The following is an 18,350-nucleotide window of genomic DNA, read 5'->3' on the forward strand; positions in this document are numbered from 1 at the left end:
ATCACCATTCCGCGTAGGAGCCGTCGCGGTGCCGCCAGGTGGGGCTGCGCCACGCGTGCCCGCGCTTGTCGGCCGTCCGTACGGCGTGTTCGTCGATCTCAATGCCGAGGCCGGGTGCCGTGAGCCGCTCGACGTACCCGTCGACGAACGTCAGCGGGGTCTTGTCGAGGCAGTAGTCGAGCACCTCGGCGCCGAGGTTGTAGTGGATGCCGATGCTCTGTTCCTGGATCAGGTAGTTGGGCGTGGCGAAGCCGACCTGGAGGCAGGCCGCGAGGGCGATCGGCCCGAGCGGGCAGTGCGGGGCGAGCTGCGCGTCGTACACCTCGGCCAGCGCGGCGATCTTGCGGACCTCGGTGATGCCGCCGGCGTGCGAGAGGTCCGGCTGGGCGACCGCGATGCCGGCCTGGAGCACCGGCAGGAACTCCTGCCGGTTGTAGAGCCGCTCCCCCGTGGACACCGGCGTGGTGGTGGAGCGGACGAACTCGCCGATCAGGTGCGAGTTCTCCGGCACCACCGGCTCCTCCAGGAAGAACGGGCGGAACGGCTCGAGCAGCGGGGCGACCCGGCGGGCGGTGGCCAGGGTGAACCGGCCGTGGAAGTCGACCGCCACGTCCCGCTCGTCGCCGAGGACCTCGCGCGCGGCGGCCACCCGCTGGACCACGCCGTCGAGTTCGGCGACAGACGCGACCGCGCTCATCCGGCCGGAGGCGTTCATCTTCACCGCGGTCAGGCCCGTGGCGACGGCGGCGCTGATCTGGTCGCGGACCTCGCCGGGCTCGTCGCCGCCGACCCACCCGTAGACCCGGATCCGGTCGCGGACCGGGCCGCCGAGCAGCTGGTGCACCGGCGCGCCGAAGTGCTTGCCGGCGATGTCCCAGAGCGCCTGGTCCAGCCCGGCGACGGCGCTGGCCAGGATCGGCCCGCCCCGGTAGAACGAGCCCTTGGTCATCACCTGCCAGTGGTCCTCGATCCGCAGCGCGTCCTTGCCGACCAGCAGTTCGCTGAGCTGCTCGACGGCGGTGCGGACGGTCTCGGAGCGGCCCTCGCAGGTCGCCTCGCCCCAGCCGACGATCCCGGAGGACGTCTCGACCCGGACGAACAGCCAACGCGGCGCGACGAGGAAGGTCTCCACCCGTGCGATCGTGGTCATGGTGTCCCTCAGCCCTTCGTGGCGCCGGCGGTGAGGCCGGAGACGACGTACTTCTGCACGAACAGGGCGATCAGCATGATCGGCAGGGTGACCACGGTGGCCGCCGCCATCAGCCCGCCCCAGTCGATGCTGGCGTAGCCGACGAAGTCGAAGATCGCCACCGGGAGCGTCTTGGTGTCGGCCCCGGAGAGCACCAGGGCGAACATGAAGTTGTTCCAGGAGAAGATGAACGACAGGATGCCGGCGGTGGCGATGCCCGGCACCGACAGCGGCAGGGTGATCCGCCGGAACGCGCCGATGTGGGTCAGCCCGTCGACCAGCGCCGCCTCCTCGAGTTCGGTCGGCAGGCCGTCGAAGTAGCCCATCATGATGTAGACGATGAGCGGCAGCGACACGAACATGTGACTGAGGATCAGCACGGTGAACCCGCCGACCATCTGCAGGTTCGAGAAGACGTAGTACCAGGGCACCAGCAGCGAGACGCCGGGGATGACCCGCGCCATGAGCACGACCAGCGCGGACTTCTTCATGTTGAAGCGGCTCATCGAGTACGCGGCGGGCACCCCGAGCAGCAGCGACAGCACGGTGGCGGCGAGCGCCACCCAGAGGCTGTTGCCGATGAACTGGACGTAGTTCGCCTGCTGGAGCACGTTGGTGTAGTTGTCCAGCGTCGGGGAGAAGGCGAACGCCTTGTCGGTGTCGTAGATGTCGACGTTGGTCTTGAACGACGCGGCGATCATCCAGATCAGCGGCGCGATCAGCGAGAGCACGACGAGGACGAGGGCCACCGTCCGGAAGATCTTGTACGGCCTGCGCAGCTTCATCGGTCCAGCCCCTTCTTGCGGTAGGTCAGGGCCCACATCACCCCGATGATGATCAGGAAGAAGATGATGAGGACGGTCGATGAGACGCCGTAGTCGTTGTAGTCGAAGCTGAGCCCGTAGGCGTACACGTTGAGGGTCTCCACCTCGTGGAACGACCCGCCGCCGCGTCCCTTGGTGGCGTAGAGGATGTCGAACGTCTTCAGGGCGTCGATGCCGCGCAGCAGGATCGCGACGATCACGGTGGGCATCAGCAGCGGCAGGGTGACGTGCCGGAACCGCTGCCAGGTGCTGGCGCCGTCGATCAGCGCCGCCTCCTGCGGCTCGTCGGACAGCGACGTCAGGCCGGCGAGCAGGATCAGCACGACCATCGGGGTCCACTGCCAGATGTCGATGAACATCGTCGTCGGCAGGGCCGAGCCCTGCCCGGAGAGCCAGGGCTGGGGGCCGATGCCGACCCAGCCGAGCACCTGGTTCGCCATCCCGATGTTGGGATCGAAGATCAGCCGCCACATCATGCCGACCGCGACCGGGGTGGCCACCAGCGGCAGGAGGATCGCGACCCGGACCCACTTCTCCCCGCGGAACGGCCGCCACAGCAGCAGCGCGATGGCCATGCCGAGGACGATCTCGAAGAAGAGCACGACGCCGGTGAAGAGGGCGGTACGCCACACGGCCGGCCAGAACCGGTCGGTGTCACCGAGCACGTCGAGGTAGTTCTGGAAGCCGATGAACTCGCTCTCGGCCCGCACCGATCCCTCGGCGTCGGTCAGGCTGAGGTACCCGGTCCACGCCACCGGGAAGACGATCAGCACGGCGACGAACAACATGGCGGGCGCCGCGAAGAGCCACTTGCGGTGCTCGTTGGCCCAGCGCGACCAGGCCGAGGTCTGCGGGGACTCCGGGCGCGCCTCGGACGATCTTTTGACTGGTGTGGTGACGGCTGACATGAGGTCTCCGGGGGTGGGTCAGGGCCAGCGTCCCGACGCGGGGTGGCGGAGCCGGTCGGCTCCGCCACCCGCGCTTCGGGCTACTTCGCCTCGTCGTCGAGGAACTTCTGGAACGCCTCGTTCGCCGCGTCCGCCGAGGCGGCCGCGTCCTTGCCGGTGATCGCGTCGACGATCGGCTGGCCGACGATCTCCCGCGCCTCGGCGACCTTCACGACGAGCGGACGGTCGTGGCCCACGCCGTTGGCGGTGCTGACCGTGGTGGCCTCGGCGAGGTCCTTCGGGTAGGTCGCCGCGCCCTCCGGGTTCTCCCAGACCGAGGTACGGGCACCGGGGACGCCGGCCTTCTGCTGCGCCAGCGCCTGCTCCTTGCCGGCGGCCCACTGGATGAACTTCCAGGCGTTGTCCTGGTTCTTGGACGCCTCGTTGACGCCCAGCGCCCAGGAGGGGATGTTGTACGGCTTCGAGCCGGCCGGACCGGCCGGGAAGGCCGCGAACCCGACGGTCTCGGAGACCTTCGACTTGGTCGGGTCGGTGGCGTTCTTGTAGAGCGAGTTGGCCTCGGTGTAGAACGCCGCCTTGCCCTGCGTGAAGATCGCCATCGCCTCGGACCAGCTCATGTCGGTGCTGATGTTCTCCGGGCCGTGCTCACGCAGCAGCCCGCCGTAGTACGCGTACGCCTGCTTGGCCTGCTCGGTGTTGACCGACGCCTTGCCGCTGGCGTCGACGAAGTCGCCGCCGAAGCTGTAGAGGAAGCTGGAGAACTGGGTGACCGCGGCGGCCTTGCCGGTGCGGGAGACGAAGCCCGCCACGCCCGGGTTGTCGGCCTCGACCTTCGCCGCCTGCGCCTTGAGCTCGTCGAGGGTCTTCGGCGGGGCGGTGAAGCCGGACTTCTGCAACAGGTCCTTGCGGTAGTAGAGGACCTCCTGCTCGGTGATGATCGGCACGCCGACCACCTTGTCCTCGTACGTGGTGGCCTGCACGGGGCCCGCCTGGAAGTCGCCGAACTCGAACGCGCCGTCCGACTTGGTCTTCTCGGTCAGGTCGGCGAGGTACTTGTTCTTGGCGAACAGCTTCCCCTCCTGCAGGGGCCGGTACATCATCACGTCGAGATCGGTGGACCCGGCGTTCAGCTTGACGTTGTACTGGTCGGAGAGCTGGTCCTCGCCGAGCTGGGTGACCTCCACCTTCAGGCCCGACTGCTTCTCGAACTCCGGCAGGGCCTTCTTGATGTTCTCCGTCCACACGTGGTTGACCAGCGTCACGCGCACGGTGTTCGAGCTGCCCGCGTCGTCGCCGCCACCGCAGGCCGACAGGCCGAGGGCGAGGACCATCGCCAGGGAAGAGCCGATTACTGATCGACGTCTCACGTCCATCTCTCCTTATGCCGAAGCCGAGGCCGTGGCCGCCGCCCTCGCCCCCCGACGGGTGGGCCGCCACCTCGCGGTTTACATCCGCTTAACTTCGGGATGCTAGGCCGAAAAAGCAGACTTATACAAGGGGTACGTTCAACTGATATGATCCGCCGCGTGAAACAGTCCTCCCCGGGGGTCGCCGCCGCCCAGCTCGCCCCTGTCGAGGCAGGGCTGCACGCACGGGTCCTCGACCACCTCGGCACGGCCATCTGCGGCGGCGAGCTGGCGCCGGGGTCGGTGCTCAACATCGACGACCTGGTCGAGCGCTACGCCGTCTCCCGCTCGGTCGTCCGGGAGGTGCTGCGGGTGCTCGCCTCGATCGGATTCATCGAGGCCCGCCGCCGTGTCGGGGTCATGATCCTTCCCCCGGACGCCTGGAACGTCTTCGATCCCCAGGTGATCCGCTGGCGGCTCGCGTCGTCCGGCCGCATCGTCCAGCTCCGCTCGATCACCGAGCTGCGCACCGCCGTCGAGCCGCACGCCGCATGGCTCGCCGCCGAGCGGGTCGGTCACGACGAGGCCAGCGACCTCGTCGGCCTCGCGGCGAAGATGTGGGCCGCCGGCAAGGCCGGCGACGAGGAGCGCTTCCTCCAGCTCGACATAGAGTTCCACCGGCGGGTGCTGGTGGCCTCCGGCAACGAGATGTTCGTCCGGCTGCAGGATCTGGTCGCGGAGGTGCTCACCGGCCGGCACCAGCACCACCTCATGCCGCACCACCCGCACGAGCAGGCCCTCCAGTTGCACGCGGAGGTGGCCCAGGCCATCCAGCGGCGCGACGGCGAGCGCGCCCGCAAGGCCATGGTGCAGCTCATGGAGCAGGCCTTCGACGAGATGAGTTCGATCTGGGAGCAGACCGGCGAACCCGCCGGTCCCGTCCCGGTGGCGGGCGCCGCCGGGCCGCGGGTCAGCCGGCGCGACGCCCCGCCGCCACCCGGTGACGGGCCGACCGGCGGGCGCGGGTCACCAGGAGCAGCGCGACGATCAGGTACGGCACGGCGGCCACCGCGAAGGCGACCCCGTTGCCGGCCCCGGTGGCGAGCAGACCGTACCCGGCGTAGACGGCGATGATCGTCACGTCGGTGGCCATCCCGGCGAGCGAGGTGACCGTGGCCCGGCTGCCGCCGGTGATCCGGGCCTGCAACCGGGCCTCGGCGAGCACGGTGGCGAGCTGGAAGCCGCAGAACGCCGCCGCTACCAGCGCGAAGCCGACCGGGCGGGCGAGCAGCGCCCCGGCGGCCAGGGCCACGGCGGACACCGCCAGCAGGCCGGCGTACCCGCGGGTGGTGAGCCGCTCCCCCGCCGGGGCGAGCAGGCCGCCGACGCTGACCCCGACCCAGGTGAGCAGGAGCAGCAGCGGCACGGTCGCCGCGGCGACGCCGGTGTCGCGCGCCAGCAGCGGCGTGTACTCGTCGAGGGCGCCCCAGACCGCCGCGACCGTCGCGACCAGCAGGACGGCCGCGCGGACGGCCGGGTCGGTGTGCGCCTCGGCGAGCCCCGCGCGCAGGCTCGCCCACCAGCCGAGGTCGTCGCCGTCGTCCTCCGCCGACGCAACCGCCGCTGCGTCCTCGACCATCACGACGTCCGGTTCGCCGCCCCGCCCCACCTGCTCCGCCCCGGCGGCGCAGACCACGCCGGCGCCGGCCGGGGCGGCAGCGGGCGTGGCGGCGGGGACGTCGGCCGGGCGTCGGCGGTGTTCCGGGAAGCCGGTGGCCACGGCGGCGGCGAGCAGGCAGGCCAGCACGCTGGCCGCGCCGACCGCCGGGTAGCCGCCGAGGGCGAACACGGGGCCGGCCAGGACGATCGAGGCGAGCACGCCCAGCGTCTCGGCCGTCCTGGCCCGGCCGATGGTGCGGGCGTACCGGCCGGCGGCGTCGAGCCGGTCGAGCTCGGTGAAGACCAGCGCCTCCAGCGCGCCCGAGGCGAGCGCCCCGGCGGCGCCCCAGAGCACGAAGCCGACGGCGAAGGCCGGGTACGAGGGGACGAGCACCCAGAGCGCGAAGCCGCCGGCGGCGACGAGCGGGGCGATGACGAGCAGCAGGCGCCGCGAGACGGCGTCGGCGAAGGCGCCGGAGGGCACCTCCAGCAGGATGCTGCTGGCCGACCAGATCACGAACAGCGAGGAGATCTGCCAGACCGACAGGCCGGTGTCGCTGAACAGCAGCGCGTACAGCGGGTAGAGCAGAACGAGTTCACCGAGGAACGCGTAGCCGTAGAGCGTGGCCGCCAGCCGGCGGACACGCGGATCGGGCACGCGCGGAGTGTGGACAGTCATGAAGCCTTCCCGTGGGGACGAAGCGGACGCCGGACGTACGGCGACCGCGGCGGCCCACGGGGGCGACCGTCAGCGGTGCATCAACATCGCCACGTCATGCCGGCGATGATAGACGCCGGCGGGCCCGGGCGGCGACGCCTCACCCGTGACACGCAGCGCGGGGTGGGACCCGCGCGGGTCCCACCCCGGGGTGCGGTGGCGGCGCGTCAGCGGCGGAACTTCTCCTGGTCCATCGGCGGGATGACCATGGTGGCCTCGGCGTCCTGACCGGTCGGCTGCGCCGGAACGGTGGCGCCGGTCGAGGTCACCTGGGTGGCGTCCGGGTCGGCGTGGGGCGTGGCCAGGCGCGGGACGGCCTGGGTGGCATCGGCGTCGGTCGCCGGGCCGGCGGGGTCGCCCGGGCGCGGGACGACCTGGGTGGCATCCGCGTCGGTCGCCGGGTTGGCGGGGTCGCCCGGGCGCGGGACGACCTGGGTGGCATCCGCGTCGGTCGCCGGGGTGGCCAGGTGGGCGGCGCTGTCGCGGCGGCCGGCCTGATAGGCACGGGCGTGCGTGGCGATCAGCTGCGACTCCTGCTCGGCACGGGTCAGCCACGACTCCCACCGGCTCTGCATCGGGCGGACCAGCCCGCCGCCGACCCCGACGACGAGGATGCCGCCGAGGGTGGCGAGCACGGCCACCAGCACCGGCGTGGTGACGGCGGTGGCCACGCCGATCTGGTTGAGGGCGGCGATGACGCCGAGGCCGAGGATGAAGACCGAGGCGACGGTGGCCAGGATCCGCCCGTACGACAGACCGCCCAGGGCGCCGCTGATGATGTCCTTGACGGCGTTGGCGATCGCCGCGGCGACCACGACGATGACGATCGCGACGAAGGCGCGGGGCAGCCAGGCGATGACGCCGGCGATGAGGTCCGAGATGGGGTTCGGCCCCCAGATGCCGAACGCGAGCTGGAGGGTCACCAGCAGCACCCCGTAGTAGGCGAGCTTGGCGACGATGTCGCTGGCGTCGTACCGGGAGCGGGCGAGGGCCCGGCGGATCCCGCCGCGCTCCACCGCGCGGTCGAAGCCCACCCGCTCCAGCACCTTGTCCACGATCTTGAGCACGGCCTTGGCGATCAGCCAACCGACCACCAGGATGGCCACGAAGGCCACGGCCTTGGGCAGGAACAGCAGCACCGAGCGGAGGGCGTCCCCCGCCGCGTCGCCGAAGTCGTCTCTCATCGCATCCTCCACACGGGCATCCGTTTCGTCGGGCCCGACCTACCCCCGGCGCTGAGCAGGGAAACACCGGTCGCGCCGGACGCCCGGGGGCACCGACGCGCGCCGGGTCCGGCGGTTGGCGCCCCGCCCGCCGGCCGCGCGGGTCAGCGGCGTCGGCAGTCGTAGGCCACCGGGACCCGGTCCTGCGCGAAGGACGGGGAGACGATGTCGACGGTGGCCGACCCGGTCGTGGTGCCCACCCCGCTGAAGGCCCAGCGCAGCGTCAGTTCGACCGTGCGCTGGCCGCGGCCGACCCGCTCGGTCGGCAGGCTGCCGGGGGCGCTGCCGCGCCCGGTCCCGACCGCGGTTCGCCGGGGTGGTCGGCACCGCCCGGCTCGGCTGCGCCGTCGTCCACGATCCGGCCCGCCCGCCGGCGGTGCCGCCACCGTGCAGGTGTGCGGTCGGCAAGGCGAGCCCGCGGCGGCGGCGCGCTCAGACCGGCCGGCGCGGGGCCTGCGGCCGGACGGGCGGCGGCGAGGGTCAGGCCGGCGGGAGACGGCGGCCGTCGCCGGGCGCCGCAGCGGCGGACCCCTCCGCCACGGGCCCCTGCGCCACGGGCCCCTGCGCCACGGGTCCCTGCGCCTCCGACGGTCCGGTGTCGCGGGTGACCTTGTCGAAGAAGCGCAGCAGCTCGACCGGGAACGGCATCACCAGGGTGCTGTTCTTCTCCGCCGCCACGTCCACCACGGTCTGCAGCAGCCGCAGCTGGTACGCGCCGGGCGTGGCCGCCATCGCCCGGGACGCGTCGGCGAGCCGGCGGGACGCCTGGTACTCGCCGTCGGCGGCGATCACCCGGGCGCGGCGCTCGCGTTCCGCCTCGGCCTGGCGGGACATCGATCGCTTCATCCCCTCGGGCAACGCGACGTCCTTGACCTCGACACGCTCGATGAGCAGCCCCCACGGCTCCTCCGTCGGCGCGTCGATGACCGCCTTCAGCTCGGCGTTGACCCGGTCCCGGTCGCCCAGCACGGTGTCCAGGTCGGCCTTGCCGATCACCGAACGCAACGCGGTCTGCGCCACCTGGAGCACGGCCGAGGGGTAGTCGCGGACGTTGACCAGCGCCTTCACCGGGTCGACGACGCGGTAGTAGACCACCGCGTCGACGGTGAGGGTGACGTTGTCCCGGGTGATCGCCCCCTGTGGGGGCACGCCGATCACGGTCGTCTGCATGCTGACCCGGATCATCCGGTCCGCGATCGGGACGATCAGCCGCAGCCCGGGCTCCCGGACCGGCGTCAGCACCCGGCCGAAGCGGAACACGACACCGCGCTGGTACTGCTGCACCAGCCGGACGCTCAGCGCGCCGACCAGCGCCAGGACCGCGATCACGATCACCACGCCGATCACGACGGCTTCCACGGCACCCCCGATCCGCAACGGCTACCCGGGCGGCCCCTTTCCCGCCACGTCGCGAGATAGTCCTGCCGGCCACCGGCCGGCGCCGGTCACCGCTCCGGCGGCCCGTCGAGGCCCGCGGTGGACCGGGCCAGGAAGGTGGGCGGGCCGGCGTCCGCGACCGCGACCCCGGTGAAGCCCAACCGGTCCTAGCACCGGCGGGGCGGCCACGTTGCTGATCAGCATCCCCGGGTGCACCGAGGGCACCCCGGCGGCGTGCGGGCCGGCGCCAACCGCGACGTCAGCCGCCGCCCCAGCCCCGGCCCTGCCACTGCGGCAACAGGTCGATGTGCAGGTGCGCCGGCCGCGCGGGGCGTAGCTGCGGACGGCGGGTTCCTTGGCGGCGCGATCCCTCTCCTGCGGGCTCCGGTGGCCGGCGACGGCCGCGGTTCAGCGCAACGCGGCGATCGCCAGCCGCGCCGCCCTGGCGATCAGCGCGTCGTCGTACCGGGCGTCCCGATCGGTCCGGCTGGAGAGGATCGCGAGCACGACGGGGTCGCCGTCGGGGGGCCACACCACGGCGATGTCGTTGCGCGTGCCGTACCCGCCGGCGCCGGTCTTGTCGCCGACCACCCAGCCCGCCGGGACGCCGGCCCGGATGAGCGCGTCCCCGGTGGTGTTGCCGCGCAGCCATCCGGTCAGCAGGGCGCGGTCCTCGGCGGAGAGCGCGTCGCCGACGGCGTACGCCCGGAGGTCGCTGGCGAGGGCGCGGGGGGTGCTCGTGTCGCGCACGTCGCCCGGCCTCGCCTCGTTGAGGGCGGTCTCCGTCCGCTCGGGGTCGGTGACCTCGTCGCCGAGGGCGCGCAGGCTCCGCTCGAAGCCGTCCGGGCCGCCGAGTCGCTCGAGCAGCAGGTTGGCCGCGGTGTTGTCACTGAACCGCACCGCGGCGTCGGCGAGCCGGCGCAGGGTCATGCCCTCGTCCACGTGCTCCTTCGTCACCGGCGAGTGGGCCACGAGGTCGGCGCCGGTGTAGCGGACGACCTGGTCGAGCTCGGCCGTCGTCGTCTCGTCCAGGACGGCCGCGGCGGCCAGTGCCTTGAAGGTCGACGCGTAGGCGAACCGCTCGTCGGCGCGGTGCTCGACGGTGCGGCCGGATCCCGTGTCGACGACGTAGACGCCGAGCCGGGCACCGAACTCGGCCTCGAGCTGCCGGAAGCCGGCGTCGACCGCCGAGGGAGCGGGAGAGGCCGCGGCCGGGGCCGACGAGGTGGCCCGGTCCGACGCGGGCGCGGAGGGGGTGGCGGTCGTCGAGCAGGCGGCGAGCGGGACGAGCCCGAGGGCGACAGCGATCCGGGCGCTCCGCAGCCGCGGGATCACCATCGTCCGTCGTTCCTCCCGTCGATCCGCGAAGCGCGCCGGCCGGCTGCGTCGACGCCGTCGGATCCTCCGGGTGATGCTGCCAGAACAGCAGGGCACGCCGCCACCGCGACGAGGCGGGCCGCACACCGCCAACCGGAACCACGCCTGCCGGGCAAATCGGTGGATGCCGGACGCCGGACCGGGTTTGCTGACTACGGTTACCCCAAGCAGGCCGGCGGGAGGCTGCACCGGCCGTGGGCCGGGTGTCCGGCAGCGGAGGGCTGGCCGAGGAAGGCCGATCGCTGGAGGCGATGCCGGTGACCATGGAAGCAGAGCGCACACTCCGCGCGGACGAGATCACCGAGCTCGGCGAACTCGCCGCGCAGCTGCGGGTGGACGCGATCCGGTGCAGCACCCGCGCCGAGTCCGGCCACCCGACGTCCAGCCTGTCCGCCGCGGACCTGCTCGCCGTACTGATCTCCCGGCACCTGCGCTACGACTGGTCGGATCCGCACAGCCGCGCCAACGACCACCTCATCTTCTCCAAGGGCCACGCCTCGCCGCTGCTGTACGCCGTCTTCAAGGCGGTCGGCGTGATCAGCGACGAGGAGCTGGTGGAGACGTACCGCCGGTTCGGGTCGCGCCTACAGGGGCACCCGACGCCGGCGCTGCCCTGGGTCGACGTCGCCACCGGCGCGCTCGGCCAGGGGCTGCCCGTCGGCGTCGGGATCGCGCTGGCCGGCCGGTACCTCGACCGCCTGCCGTTCCATGTCTGGGTGCTGTGCGGCGACAGCGAGACGGCCGAGGGCTCCATCTGGGAGGCCCTGGACAAGGCCAGCCACTACGGGCTCGGCAACCTGACGGCCGTCGTCGACGTGAACCGGTTCGGGCAGCGGGGGCCGACCGAGTTGGAGTGGGACCTGGACACCTACCGACGGCGGGTCGAGGCGTTCGGCTGCCAGGCGGTCGTCGTCGACGGACACGACCTCGTCGCCGTCGACGAGGCGCTGGGCCGCGCCCGGCAGGCGACGGGCCCGACCGTGGTGCTCGCCCGGACCGTCAAGGGCAAGGGCGTGCCCGAGGTGGAGAACAAGCCGGGCTGGCACGGCAAGCCGTTCAAGCCCGACCTGGCCGAACGCGCCGTCGAGGCGCTCGGCGGCGTACGCCGCATCCGCGTCGACGGGCCGCGCCCCGAGCCCGCGCCGCCGCGCGCCGCGCCCGCCGGCGCGCCGCCGGAGCCGCCGCGGTACGAGCGCGGGGCGAGGGTGGCCACCCGGAACGCCTACGGCGACGCGCTGCGCGCGCTCGGCGCCCGGCCCGACGTGGTCGCGCTGGACGGCGAGGTCAGCGACTCGACGCGCGCCGACCGGTTCGCCGAGGAGTATCCCGACCGGTTCTTCGAGATGTTCATCGCCGAGCAGCAGTTGGTCGCCGCTGCGGTCGGGCTGCAGGTGCGCGGCTACCGCCCCTTCGCGTCGACCTTCGCGGCCTTCTTCTCCCGCGCCTACGACTTCATCCGCATGGCCGCGATCTCCCGGGCCGACATCGCCCTGGCCGGCTCCCACGCGGGGGTGGAGGTCGGCGCGGACGGCCCCTCCCAGATGGGGCTGGAGGACTTGGCGGCGATGCGCGCCGTCCACGGGTCGACCGTCCTCTACCCCAGCGACGCCGTGTCCTGCGCCGCCCTCGCCCGCCAGATGGTCGACCTCACGGGCGTCACCTACCTGCGGACGACCCGGGGCGCCTACCCGGTCCTGTACGACAACGGCGAGGACTTCCCGGTGGGTGGCAGCAAGCTGCTGCGCGGCGGCGCCGACGACCGGGTCGCGCTCGTCGGCGCCGGGGTGACGGTGCACCACTGCCTCGCCGCCGCGGACAGGCTTGCGGGCGAGGGCGTCCAGGCCCGGGTGATCGATCTGTACTCGGTGAAGCCGCTCGACCGACAGCGGCTGCTCGACGCCGTCCGGGTCACGGGCGGCCGGCTGGTGGTGGTGGAGGACCACTACCCGGAGGGCGGCCTCGGATCGGCCGTGCTGGAGGCGCTGGCCGACCTCGCCGAACCGGTTCGGGTGACGCACCTGGCGGTGCGCGGACTGCCCACCTCCGGGACGTCGAGCGAACTCATGGACCAGGCGGGAATCGGGGTGGAGGCGATCGTCGCCGCGTCGCGCGCCGCGCTGTCCGGGCCGCTCGGTGCCGGCAGGCCCCGACCGGCCGGCTGATCCCGGGCGGAGCGCCGCCGCGTGCGCACCTCTCGCGGTCAGGGCCGGGTCGGGCCGGTGAACAGCGCGCCGACCAGCGCGGCCGGTGCGACGGTGACCGGCCGGTCGCTGACCTGCCCGTCGCCGAGTTCGACGATCCGCCACACCCCGTCGGCGCGCAGCGCCAGGTCAACGGTCACGAAGGGCAGCCCCAGCGCCCCGATCGACGCGCCCAGCGGGCGCGGGTCGAAGTCCTCCGGCGGGGTGTCGTGCGGGCTGTCCGGATGCGCGCCGACCAGGACGCAGACGCCGTCGACCCACCACGTGCGGACCTCGGCGGTGGTGAACCGCTCGAAGCGGCGCAGCACGAAGCCACCGACGAAGTCGTCGCCGCGCAGATCGAGGAACCGGCTCGCGACCGCCCAGGCGGGGTCGCCGTCGGCGAGGTCCGGGATGAACGCCGCCTCGTGCCAGTGGTGCTTCATCGACTTGGTGAAGTCGCGCAACACCGCCGGCCCGTCGCCGAGCTCCCGCCTCGCCCGGTCGAAGTCGGCGCGCCGCGTCCCGACGCTCCACGTCGTACGCGGCGTCGCGTCGGCAAGGTCGGAATACCAGCCGGGCAGCTCGTGGGCGCGCCGGAACTGCTCGGGGGTAGTCCGGAGCGTGACGCCGCAGCCGGCCAGCGCGGCGGCGAAGGCGGCGTACCGCTCGCTGCGCAGCATCCAGCCGCGGTAGACCGCGACGCCCTCCCCCGTCACCCGGGAGACGGCCCGCCGCACGTCGTCGCCCCGGGCCAGCGCGTCGTGGTCGACGATCGCGACCGCGACGCCGGCATCCCGCGCGGCGTCCGCCTCCGGCGCGAAGTGCTCGTCCGGGCGACGCGGCCACAGCGGGTCCGCGGGAACCACCAACATCACCCGGTAGATGCTGCCCGATCGGCCCGGACGACGCGAACGCGTTCCGGGGGCGGCGGTGCCGGCGACGGCGGTCCTATCCTGGGTCGATGGAGCTGGAGTTCAGTGGCGAGATGTGGTTCTGGCGGGGCCCGGCGCCCTGGCACTTCGTCACCGTGCCGGAAGAGGGCTCCCACGAACTGAACGCCACGTGCGCGTCCGTGAGCTACGGCTGGGGCATGATCCCCGTCATGGCGCGGATCGGGGCGACCGGGTGGCGGACGTCGCTGTTTCCCAAGGACGGTCGCTACCTCGTGCCGGTGAAGGCGGGGGTACGCGAGGCGGAAGGGCTGACGGTGGGCGACGCGGTCACGGTCCACCTGGTCGTCGACGTCTGACCGGGCCCGACCCGGCTCCCCGGCCGGCCGCTACGGCGCGCCGCCCCAGTTGTCGGTGGTAGTCGGCCCGTGGTGTCGGACCGCCGCCGGTCGGTCGGGGTGGTGCTCGGCGCGCATCGCCCGGCTCGGCGACCGGCTGGCCCGCGTCTCCCGGCGTGGTGCTGGGCGATCGGTGTTTCCGTTGGCCGCGAGTCTGGCGAGGCGCGGTGACGCCTGTCAATGGGTCGGCGAAAGTTTCCGGCAGGGTGCCACTAGGCCCCCGCAAACATCCTTCGATCGCCGGGCGCGCTTGACCCCTTCGGGAAGTTGGCCGTAGTTTGCTGCCCTACATCGACGTAGGTCGCTTGGCCGGAATGACATCCGCGCCGCCTCCGCAGTCCACCGCCCCGCCCGGCGCCCCTCGCGACAAGGACGGTCATGACCATCAACCGCCGTGCACTGCTCGGAAGGGTCGCCACCGTCGGCGCGGCCGCCGCGGTCGGGTCGGCCCTGGCCCCCGCCGCGGCGCAGGCCGCGTCCTGGAAGAAACGCCTCACCGGCGCGGACCTGGACACCAACCACCGGTGGCAGGTCGCCGGCACGGACCTCGGCATTCCGTACGTGCTGGAGAACGGCTCCATCGGCTACCTGTTCGGCGACACCTTCAACACGCCGTGGCCGGAAGGCCCGCCGCTGCCCAACGACTGGCGCTCCCCGGTGATGCTGCGCTCCAACGTCCACCCCGGTTCCAGCGGTGGGATCGTCTTCGACAGCGCCGCCCGGGTCGCCGGCAACGGGCGGGCCCCGGAGCTGATGCACAACGGCCACAACGGCGTCGGCATCGACGGCCTCTGGGAGGTGACCGTCATCCCCAACGACGGGATCAGCTTCCCCGAGACCGGGCGCCAGCTCGTGTCGTACATGAGCATCGAGAACTGGGCCTCCGCCGGCCCGGCCGGGCCGCACTGGAAGTCGCGCTACGCGGGGCTGGCGTACAGCGACAACGGCAACGACTTCGTCCGTACGCCGCTGAAGTGGTGGAACAACGGCGCCAACACGGACCCGTTCCAGATGTGGACGATGCAGCGCGACGGAGACTGGGTGTACGTGTTCTCGGTGCGCTCCGGCCGCCAGGACGGCCCGATGATGCTGCGCCGGGTCCGCTGGGACCGGCTGTTCCACCCCGAGTCGTACGAGGGCTGGGGCTGGAACGGCAGCAGCTGGGGCTGGGGCCGCCCGTGCACGCCGATCCTCACCGGCCGCTTCGGCGAGCCGTCGGTGCGACGGCTCGCCGACGGCACCTGGGTGATGTCCTACCTCAACTGCGCCACCGGTTGCATCGTCACCCGCACCGCGGCCGGGCCGGACCGGGTCTGGACGGCCGAGAAGGTCCAGGTCACCTCGTGGCAGGAGCCGGGGCTCTACGGCGGCTTCATCCACCCGTGGTCGACTCGCGGGGCCAACGACCTGCACCTGATGGTGTCGAAGTGGACCAGGACGCCCGACAACCGCAGCACCGCGTACCACGTCAGTCAGTTCGTCGCGACCGCCTGAGCACGCCCGAGGGGCGGGCCGGGGCGAGTCGTCCCGCCCGGACCGGCACCGCGGGAGTCGCCGCCGCCGGGGCGTTCGCGGAGCGTGCCGGATCGTGGTCCGCTACCGCACCGATCACCCGGCCGGGGTGCGGCAGAGGTCGCGCCGGGAACGCACCGTCGACCTGCTGGAGGGCGCGCCGCCGTCTCGCCCCATGTGGCGCGGGCTGTCGACCGGTCGTGCGCCCACCCGGCGACACGGGAGCACGAGTTGATCGGCACTGATCCGCAGGTCTATCCACCGCCGTCCGACGCCGCGTCCACACCGGAGCCCGCCGTGAACTCGTAGGCGCGCTCGACACGCGCCACCTCGACACGGTAACTCGCGAGCCACCTCTGCCGGCCGAGCTGCTGGGCCACCACATGCTCAGGGTTCCGCTTCCAGGCACGGATCGATTCGGCGTCCGCATAGTAGATGACGACGAGGTCACTGCCGTCCGGCAGGACCGCTGACTCTCGGCCCAGGTAGCCAGGGTGAGTTTCGACCAACTCCAACATCCGCTTGTTCATCTCGGCGTAGCCGTCGGGATCGGTTCCGCTCGGCGTGATCGTGAAGACGGCGACATAGTACGGCGGCTCAGGTCGGGCGAAGTAAGGAGTGGTCACGGCTCATGGTACTTGCCCACCCGGCGAATTGTCTGACCCCGACGAGCTCCGGCCTCGACCGACCCGCCACGCTCCGGCGTCGCCGGGCCGGCCGACCTGACGACGCTGCGCCGGCCGACCTCGCCGCCGCCGTGCCACGGCCCGGCGCGGGGCGGCGGGGGGTGTCTCACCGCGGTGCGGCGGGTCGCCTCCCCCCGTCGTCGGCGGCGGTGATGGTGACGTCGAAGACGTCGAGGAGGCCGAGCAGTCCCGCGAGGGCGACGGCCTCGTCGCGTTTCAACGTGATGCTGCGGGTGGCGTCGGGGTCGTCGCCATCGTGGTAGACCAGCTCACGCCGGCCGCCGGCGTAGTGGGTCACCACGCCGACGCGGCACCCCGCGTCGGTGGTGAACATCCGACGAAATCCGATGCCCGGCAGCGGTGTCAGTTCGACGTCCATCAGAACTCCAGGTGGTGAGGGGGAAGCGGGCGACAGGGCGCGGTGCGGTCGCGGCCGGACGGGGCTCGGCCGGCCGCGGGAGGCGACGGGCGGCCGCACGGCACCGCCACCGGGACGCCGCGCGGGACCGTCGCCCGGTCAGCCGGTGAGCAGCAGGCGCAGGCCGGCGAGCGTGGCCAGGTGCGGGTCGGCGGGCATCGTGACCGTACGGCCGGTCAGGGCAGCCAGTTGGGCCGCCAGCCCGGGATGCGCGGCGCCGCGCCTGTGATCAGCAGCCGACGTCGACCCGCGCAGGCCGGGTGGGCGCCCAGGCGTCGCACGGCGGCCGCGATCAGCGGCACCTGGTCGACGGCGTTGGGCACGTCGACGCGCTCGGCCGCCGCGACGCCTCGGTCGGCGATGCGGGCGATCTCGGTGCGACCGTGCCCGATGTCGATGGCGACGATGTCGTCGTGATCGAGGTCGGCCGGGCAGGCCAGGGCGGCCGCCAGCGGCTCCTCGACGGTGGAGACGCGCCCACCGAGCGCCCGACGGACCACCGCGACCAGGAGGTTCTTCTGCCGCAACGTGGCGGTGGCCGGCACACCGACCACCACCGGGGACAGGTCGCCGCCCGGCCGCCCGGTGGCCGCGGCCACGACCCGCAGCAGGTGTACGCAGGCGGCGAAGTCCGCCACGACGCCGTGCCGCACCGGCCACACCAGCTTCGCTCCGCTGGTGGCCCGCAGGTCGATGGCGGCGCGCCCGACGGCGTGGCCGCCGGACGGAATCCGCGCGACGACGGCGGGCTCGGCCACGACCGCGCCGTGCAGCGGGGTCCACACCCGCACCGTCGACGTGCCGAGGTCGAGGGCGAGGGGATGTCGTACGCCGAGGCGGGCGTACGCGCCGGGCGCCAGCACGGTCATCGCCCCCGCAGTGGGGCGTTCGCGACGGCGCGGGTCACCGGGTGGGGCGGCCCGTCTCCGACGGACGAGGTACGGGGACGCGGGTCGTGACGCGGGGTAGGCATGGTGCTCCAAGCCAAGGGCCGGCGCCGCGCGGCGCCGGGAGGCGGTCAGGCTTCAGACGGCGAACGTCAGCCTGGGCGGAGCGCGGTCCGCCGACCATGCCGGCACGCAACCCGGGACGGCCCGGCGCGTCGACCGGAACACGATGCACAGCCCGATCGCCCGCGCCGCCGACAGCACCATGACCAGCACGGCCAGCATCAGCAGCGCCGGCAGCGAGACCCGCTTGCCGGCGCGGCGGACACCGTGCCGATCCTGCATGCCCGCCACCATAGCCGGGCGGGCTGTTCCCGGCCATGCCGCCGGCTGGCGGGCGGAAACGGAGGGGCGCGGGGCCCTGCACCTGTTACGGAACTGTCCCGGAACATCGGCCCCTCAGATACGCCTCTTGATCGCCCGGCACGTCCCGCACCGGCCGTCGGCATCACTCAACCACATTTCTAGCTGCTTCTTTCTCCGGCCCGGCCGGAGAGCGGCCCGCCACAGCTCTCGTTAGTTTTCCGGAAATTGTTGCTCGCCGATGCGCGGCGCTGCCATACTCCACATCCACTGAGGTCGATGGCTGCGGTCGGCGCCCCCTCCGGCGCGCTCGGCCGAGCGGCTCGGCCCCGGCACACCCCACCACGCCGTTCCGCGCCGCAGGGACGCGGACCGGCCCCAGAGAAGGAGCA

At 73.0% G+C, this 18,350-nt stretch carries 16 protein-coding genes and 1 pseudogene; 4 read left to right on the forward strand and 13 right to left on the reverse strand.

Features of this window, described 5'->3' with window-relative positions:
* Nucleotide 1: 1 nt before the first annotated feature.
* The 4 genes from dgoD to ACSNOB_RS03975 form a co-directional block, all read right to left on the reverse strand.
* On the reverse strand, nucleotides 2-1,150 hold the full coding sequence (dgoD, locus tag ACSNOB_RS03960) for a galactonate dehydratase (RefSeq protein ID WP_436685213.1): 1,149 nt from the start codon (nucleotides 1,148-1,150) through the stop codon (nucleotides 2-4).
* Nucleotides 1,151-1,158: 8 nt separating this feature from the next.
* The gene (locus ACSNOB_RS03965) at nucleotides 1,159-1,974 is read right to left on the reverse strand and encodes a carbohydrate ABC transporter permease (protein WP_436685214.1); all 816 of its coding nucleotides are present in this window, start codon (nucleotides 1,972-1,974) and stop codon (nucleotides 1,159-1,161) included.
* Nucleotides 1,971-2,921 (reverse strand): carbohydrate ABC transporter permease, encoded by a 951-nt coding sequence (locus tag ACSNOB_RS03970; RefSeq protein WP_436685215.1) that lies wholly within the window; start codon nucleotides 2,919-2,921, stop codon nucleotides 1,971-1,973. The genes ACSNOB_RS03965 and ACSNOB_RS03970 overlap by 4 nt, the downstream gene beginning before the upstream one ends.
* 80 nt (nucleotides 2,922-3,001) lie before the next feature.
* Entirely contained in the window at nucleotides 3,002-4,288 is a 1,287-nt protein-coding gene (locus ACSNOB_RS03975) for an ABC transporter substrate-binding protein (protein WP_436685216.1), read from the reverse strand.
* Nucleotides 4,289-4,435: 147 nt separating this feature from the next.
* Between ACSNOB_RS03975 and ACSNOB_RS03980 the strand changes: the two are divergent.
* Nucleotides 4,436-5,137: pseudogene (locus tag ACSNOB_RS03980) on the forward strand (FadR/GntR family transcriptional regulator); the annotation flags it as partial.
* Nucleotides 5,138-5,237: 100 nt separating this feature from the next.
* Here ACSNOB_RS03980 and ACSNOB_RS03985 read toward each other — a convergent pair.
* The 4 genes from ACSNOB_RS03985 to bla all read right to left on the reverse strand — a co-directional run bounded on the left by ACSNOB_RS03985 (nucleotide 5,238) and on the right by bla (nucleotide 10,582).
* Nucleotides 5,238-6,605, reverse strand: coding sequence for an MFS transporter (locus ACSNOB_RS03985; protein WP_436685217.1), 1,368 nt, complete (start codon nucleotides 6,603-6,605; stop codon nucleotides 5,238-5,240).
* Nucleotides 6,606-6,811: 206 nt separating this feature from the next.
* Nucleotides 6,812-7,828, reverse strand: a complete 1,017-nt coding sequence (locus ACSNOB_RS03990) for a mechanosensitive ion channel family protein (RefSeq protein WP_436685218.1) — start codon at nucleotides 7,826-7,828, stop codon at nucleotides 6,812-6,814.
* 519 nt (nucleotides 7,829-8,347) lie between these two features.
* On the reverse strand, nucleotides 8,348-9,226 hold the full coding sequence (locus tag ACSNOB_RS03995) for an SPFH domain-containing protein (protein ID WP_436685219.1): 879 nt from the start codon (nucleotides 9,224-9,226) through the stop codon (nucleotides 8,348-8,350).
* A gap of 426 nt (nucleotides 9,227-9,652) precedes the next feature.
* Nucleotides 9,653-10,582 (reverse strand): class A beta-lactamase, encoded by a 930-nt coding sequence (gene bla, locus ACSNOB_RS04000; RefSeq protein WP_436685220.1) that lies wholly within the window; start codon nucleotides 10,580-10,582, stop codon nucleotides 9,653-9,655.
* A gap of 302 nt (nucleotides 10,583-10,884) precedes the next feature.
* On the opposite strand from bla, the gene ACSNOB_RS04005 reads away from it, so the two are divergent.
* The gene (locus tag ACSNOB_RS04005; RefSeq protein WP_436685238.1) at nucleotides 10,885-12,783 is read left to right on the forward strand and encodes a transketolase; all 1,899 of its coding nucleotides are present in this window, start codon (nucleotides 10,885-10,887) and stop codon (nucleotides 12,781-12,783) included.
* A 38-nt stretch (nucleotides 12,784-12,821) separates the two neighbouring features.
* On the opposite strand, the gene ACSNOB_RS04010 is transcribed toward ACSNOB_RS04005, so the two are convergent.
* Entirely contained in the window at nucleotides 12,822-13,676 is an 855-nt protein-coding gene (locus ACSNOB_RS04010) for an ATP-grasp domain-containing protein (RefSeq protein ID WP_436685239.1), read from the reverse strand.
* Between the two features lie 89 nt (nucleotides 13,677-13,765).
* Between ACSNOB_RS04010 and ACSNOB_RS04015 the strand changes: the two genes are divergently transcribed.
* Both ACSNOB_RS04015 and ACSNOB_RS04020 read left to right on the forward strand, forming a co-directional pair.
* On the forward strand, nucleotides 13,766-14,053 hold the full coding sequence (locus ACSNOB_RS04015) for a DUF1905 domain-containing protein (protein ID WP_393110765.1): 288 nt from the start codon (nucleotides 13,766-13,768) through the stop codon (nucleotides 14,051-14,053).
* Between the two features lie 417 nt (nucleotides 14,054-14,470).
* Nucleotides 14,471-15,586: a DUF4185 domain-containing protein gene (locus ACSNOB_RS04020; RefSeq protein WP_436685221.1), complete on the forward strand. Its 1,116-nt coding sequence runs from the start codon at nucleotides 14,471-14,473 to the stop codon at nucleotides 15,584-15,586.
* Nucleotides 15,587-15,858: 272 nt separating this feature from the next.
* Here ACSNOB_RS04020 and ACSNOB_RS04025 read toward each other — a convergent pair whose 3' ends face one another.
* The 4 genes from ACSNOB_RS04025 to ACSNOB_RS04040 form a co-directional block, all read right to left on the reverse strand.
* Complete coding sequence (locus ACSNOB_RS04025; protein WP_436685222.1) at nucleotides 15,859-16,230, reverse strand: antibiotic biosynthesis monooxygenase family protein; 372 nt, start codon at nucleotides 16,228-16,230, stop codon at nucleotides 15,859-15,861.
* A 166-nt stretch (nucleotides 16,231-16,396) separates the two neighbouring features.
* Entirely contained in the window at nucleotides 16,397-16,669 is a 273-nt protein-coding gene (locus ACSNOB_RS04030) for a potassium transporter TrkA (protein ID WP_436685223.1), read from the reverse strand.
* A gap of 215 nt (nucleotides 16,670-16,884) precedes the next feature.
* Nucleotides 16,885-17,577, reverse strand: a complete 693-nt coding sequence (locus tag ACSNOB_RS04035) for a rod shape-determining protein (RefSeq protein ID WP_436685224.1) — start codon at nucleotides 17,575-17,577, stop codon at nucleotides 16,885-16,887.
* A gap of 156 nt (nucleotides 17,578-17,733) precedes the next feature.
* Complete coding sequence (locus tag ACSNOB_RS04040) at nucleotides 17,734-17,940, reverse strand: hypothetical protein (RefSeq protein WP_393110755.1); 207 nt, start codon at nucleotides 17,938-17,940, stop codon at nucleotides 17,734-17,736.
* Between the last annotated feature and the right edge of the window lie 410 nt (nucleotides 17,941-18,350).

Source organism: Micromonospora sp. URMC 106, from assembly GCF_051386395.1.
GTDB lineage: Bacteria > Actinomycetota > Actinomycetes > Mycobacteriales > Micromonosporaceae > Micromonospora.

Coding starts and splice junctions, on each gene's coding strand:
- ACSNOB_RS04030 (WP_436685223.1), bottom strand. CDS start 16,669: ATGGACGTCGAACTGACACCGCTGCCGGGCATCGGATTTCGTCGGATG.
- ACSNOB_RS04020 (WP_436685221.1), top strand. CDS start 14,471: ATGACCATCAACCGCCGTGCACTGCTCGGAAGGGTCGCCACCGTCGGC.
- ACSNOB_RS03990 (WP_436685218.1), bottom strand. CDS start 7,828: ATGAGAGACGACTTCGGCGACGCGGCGGGGGACGCCCTCCGCTCGGTG.
- ACSNOB_RS04010 (WP_436685239.1), bottom strand. CDS start 13,676: ATGTTGGTGGTTCCCGCGGACCCGCTGTGGCCGCGTCGCCCGGACGAG.
- ACSNOB_RS03985 (WP_436685217.1), bottom strand. CDS start 6,605: ATGACTGTCCACACTCCGCGCGTGCCCGATCCGCGTGTCCGCCGGCTG.
- ACSNOB_RS04005 (WP_436685238.1), top strand. CDS start 10,885: ATGGAAGCAGAGCGCACACTCCGCGCGGACGAGATCACCGAGCTCGGC.
- ACSNOB_RS04015 (WP_393110765.1), top strand. CDS start 13,766: ATGGAGCTGGAGTTCAGTGGCGAGATGTGGTTCTGGCGGGGCCCGGCG.
- ACSNOB_RS04040 (WP_393110755.1), bottom strand. CDS start 17,940: ATGCAGGATCGGCACGGTGTCCGCCGCGCCGGCAAGCGGGTCTCGCTG.
- ACSNOB_RS03965 (WP_436685214.1), bottom strand. CDS start 1,974: ATGAAGCTGCGCAGGCCGTACAAGATCTTCCGGACGGTGGCCCTCGTC.
- ACSNOB_RS04035 (WP_436685224.1), bottom strand. CDS start 17,577: ATGACCGTGCTGGCGCCCGGCGCGTACGCCCGCCTCGGCGTACGACAT.
- bla (WP_436685220.1), bottom strand. CDS start 10,582: ATGGTGATCCCGCGGCTGCGGAGCGCCCGGATCGCTGTCGCCCTCGGG.
- dgoD (WP_436685213.1), bottom strand. CDS start 1,150: ATGACCACGATCGCACGGGTGGAGACCTTCCTCGTCGCGCCGCGTTGG.
- ACSNOB_RS03970 (WP_436685215.1), bottom strand. CDS start 2,921: ATGTCAGCCGTCACCACACCAGTCAAAAGATCGTCCGAGGCGCGCCCG.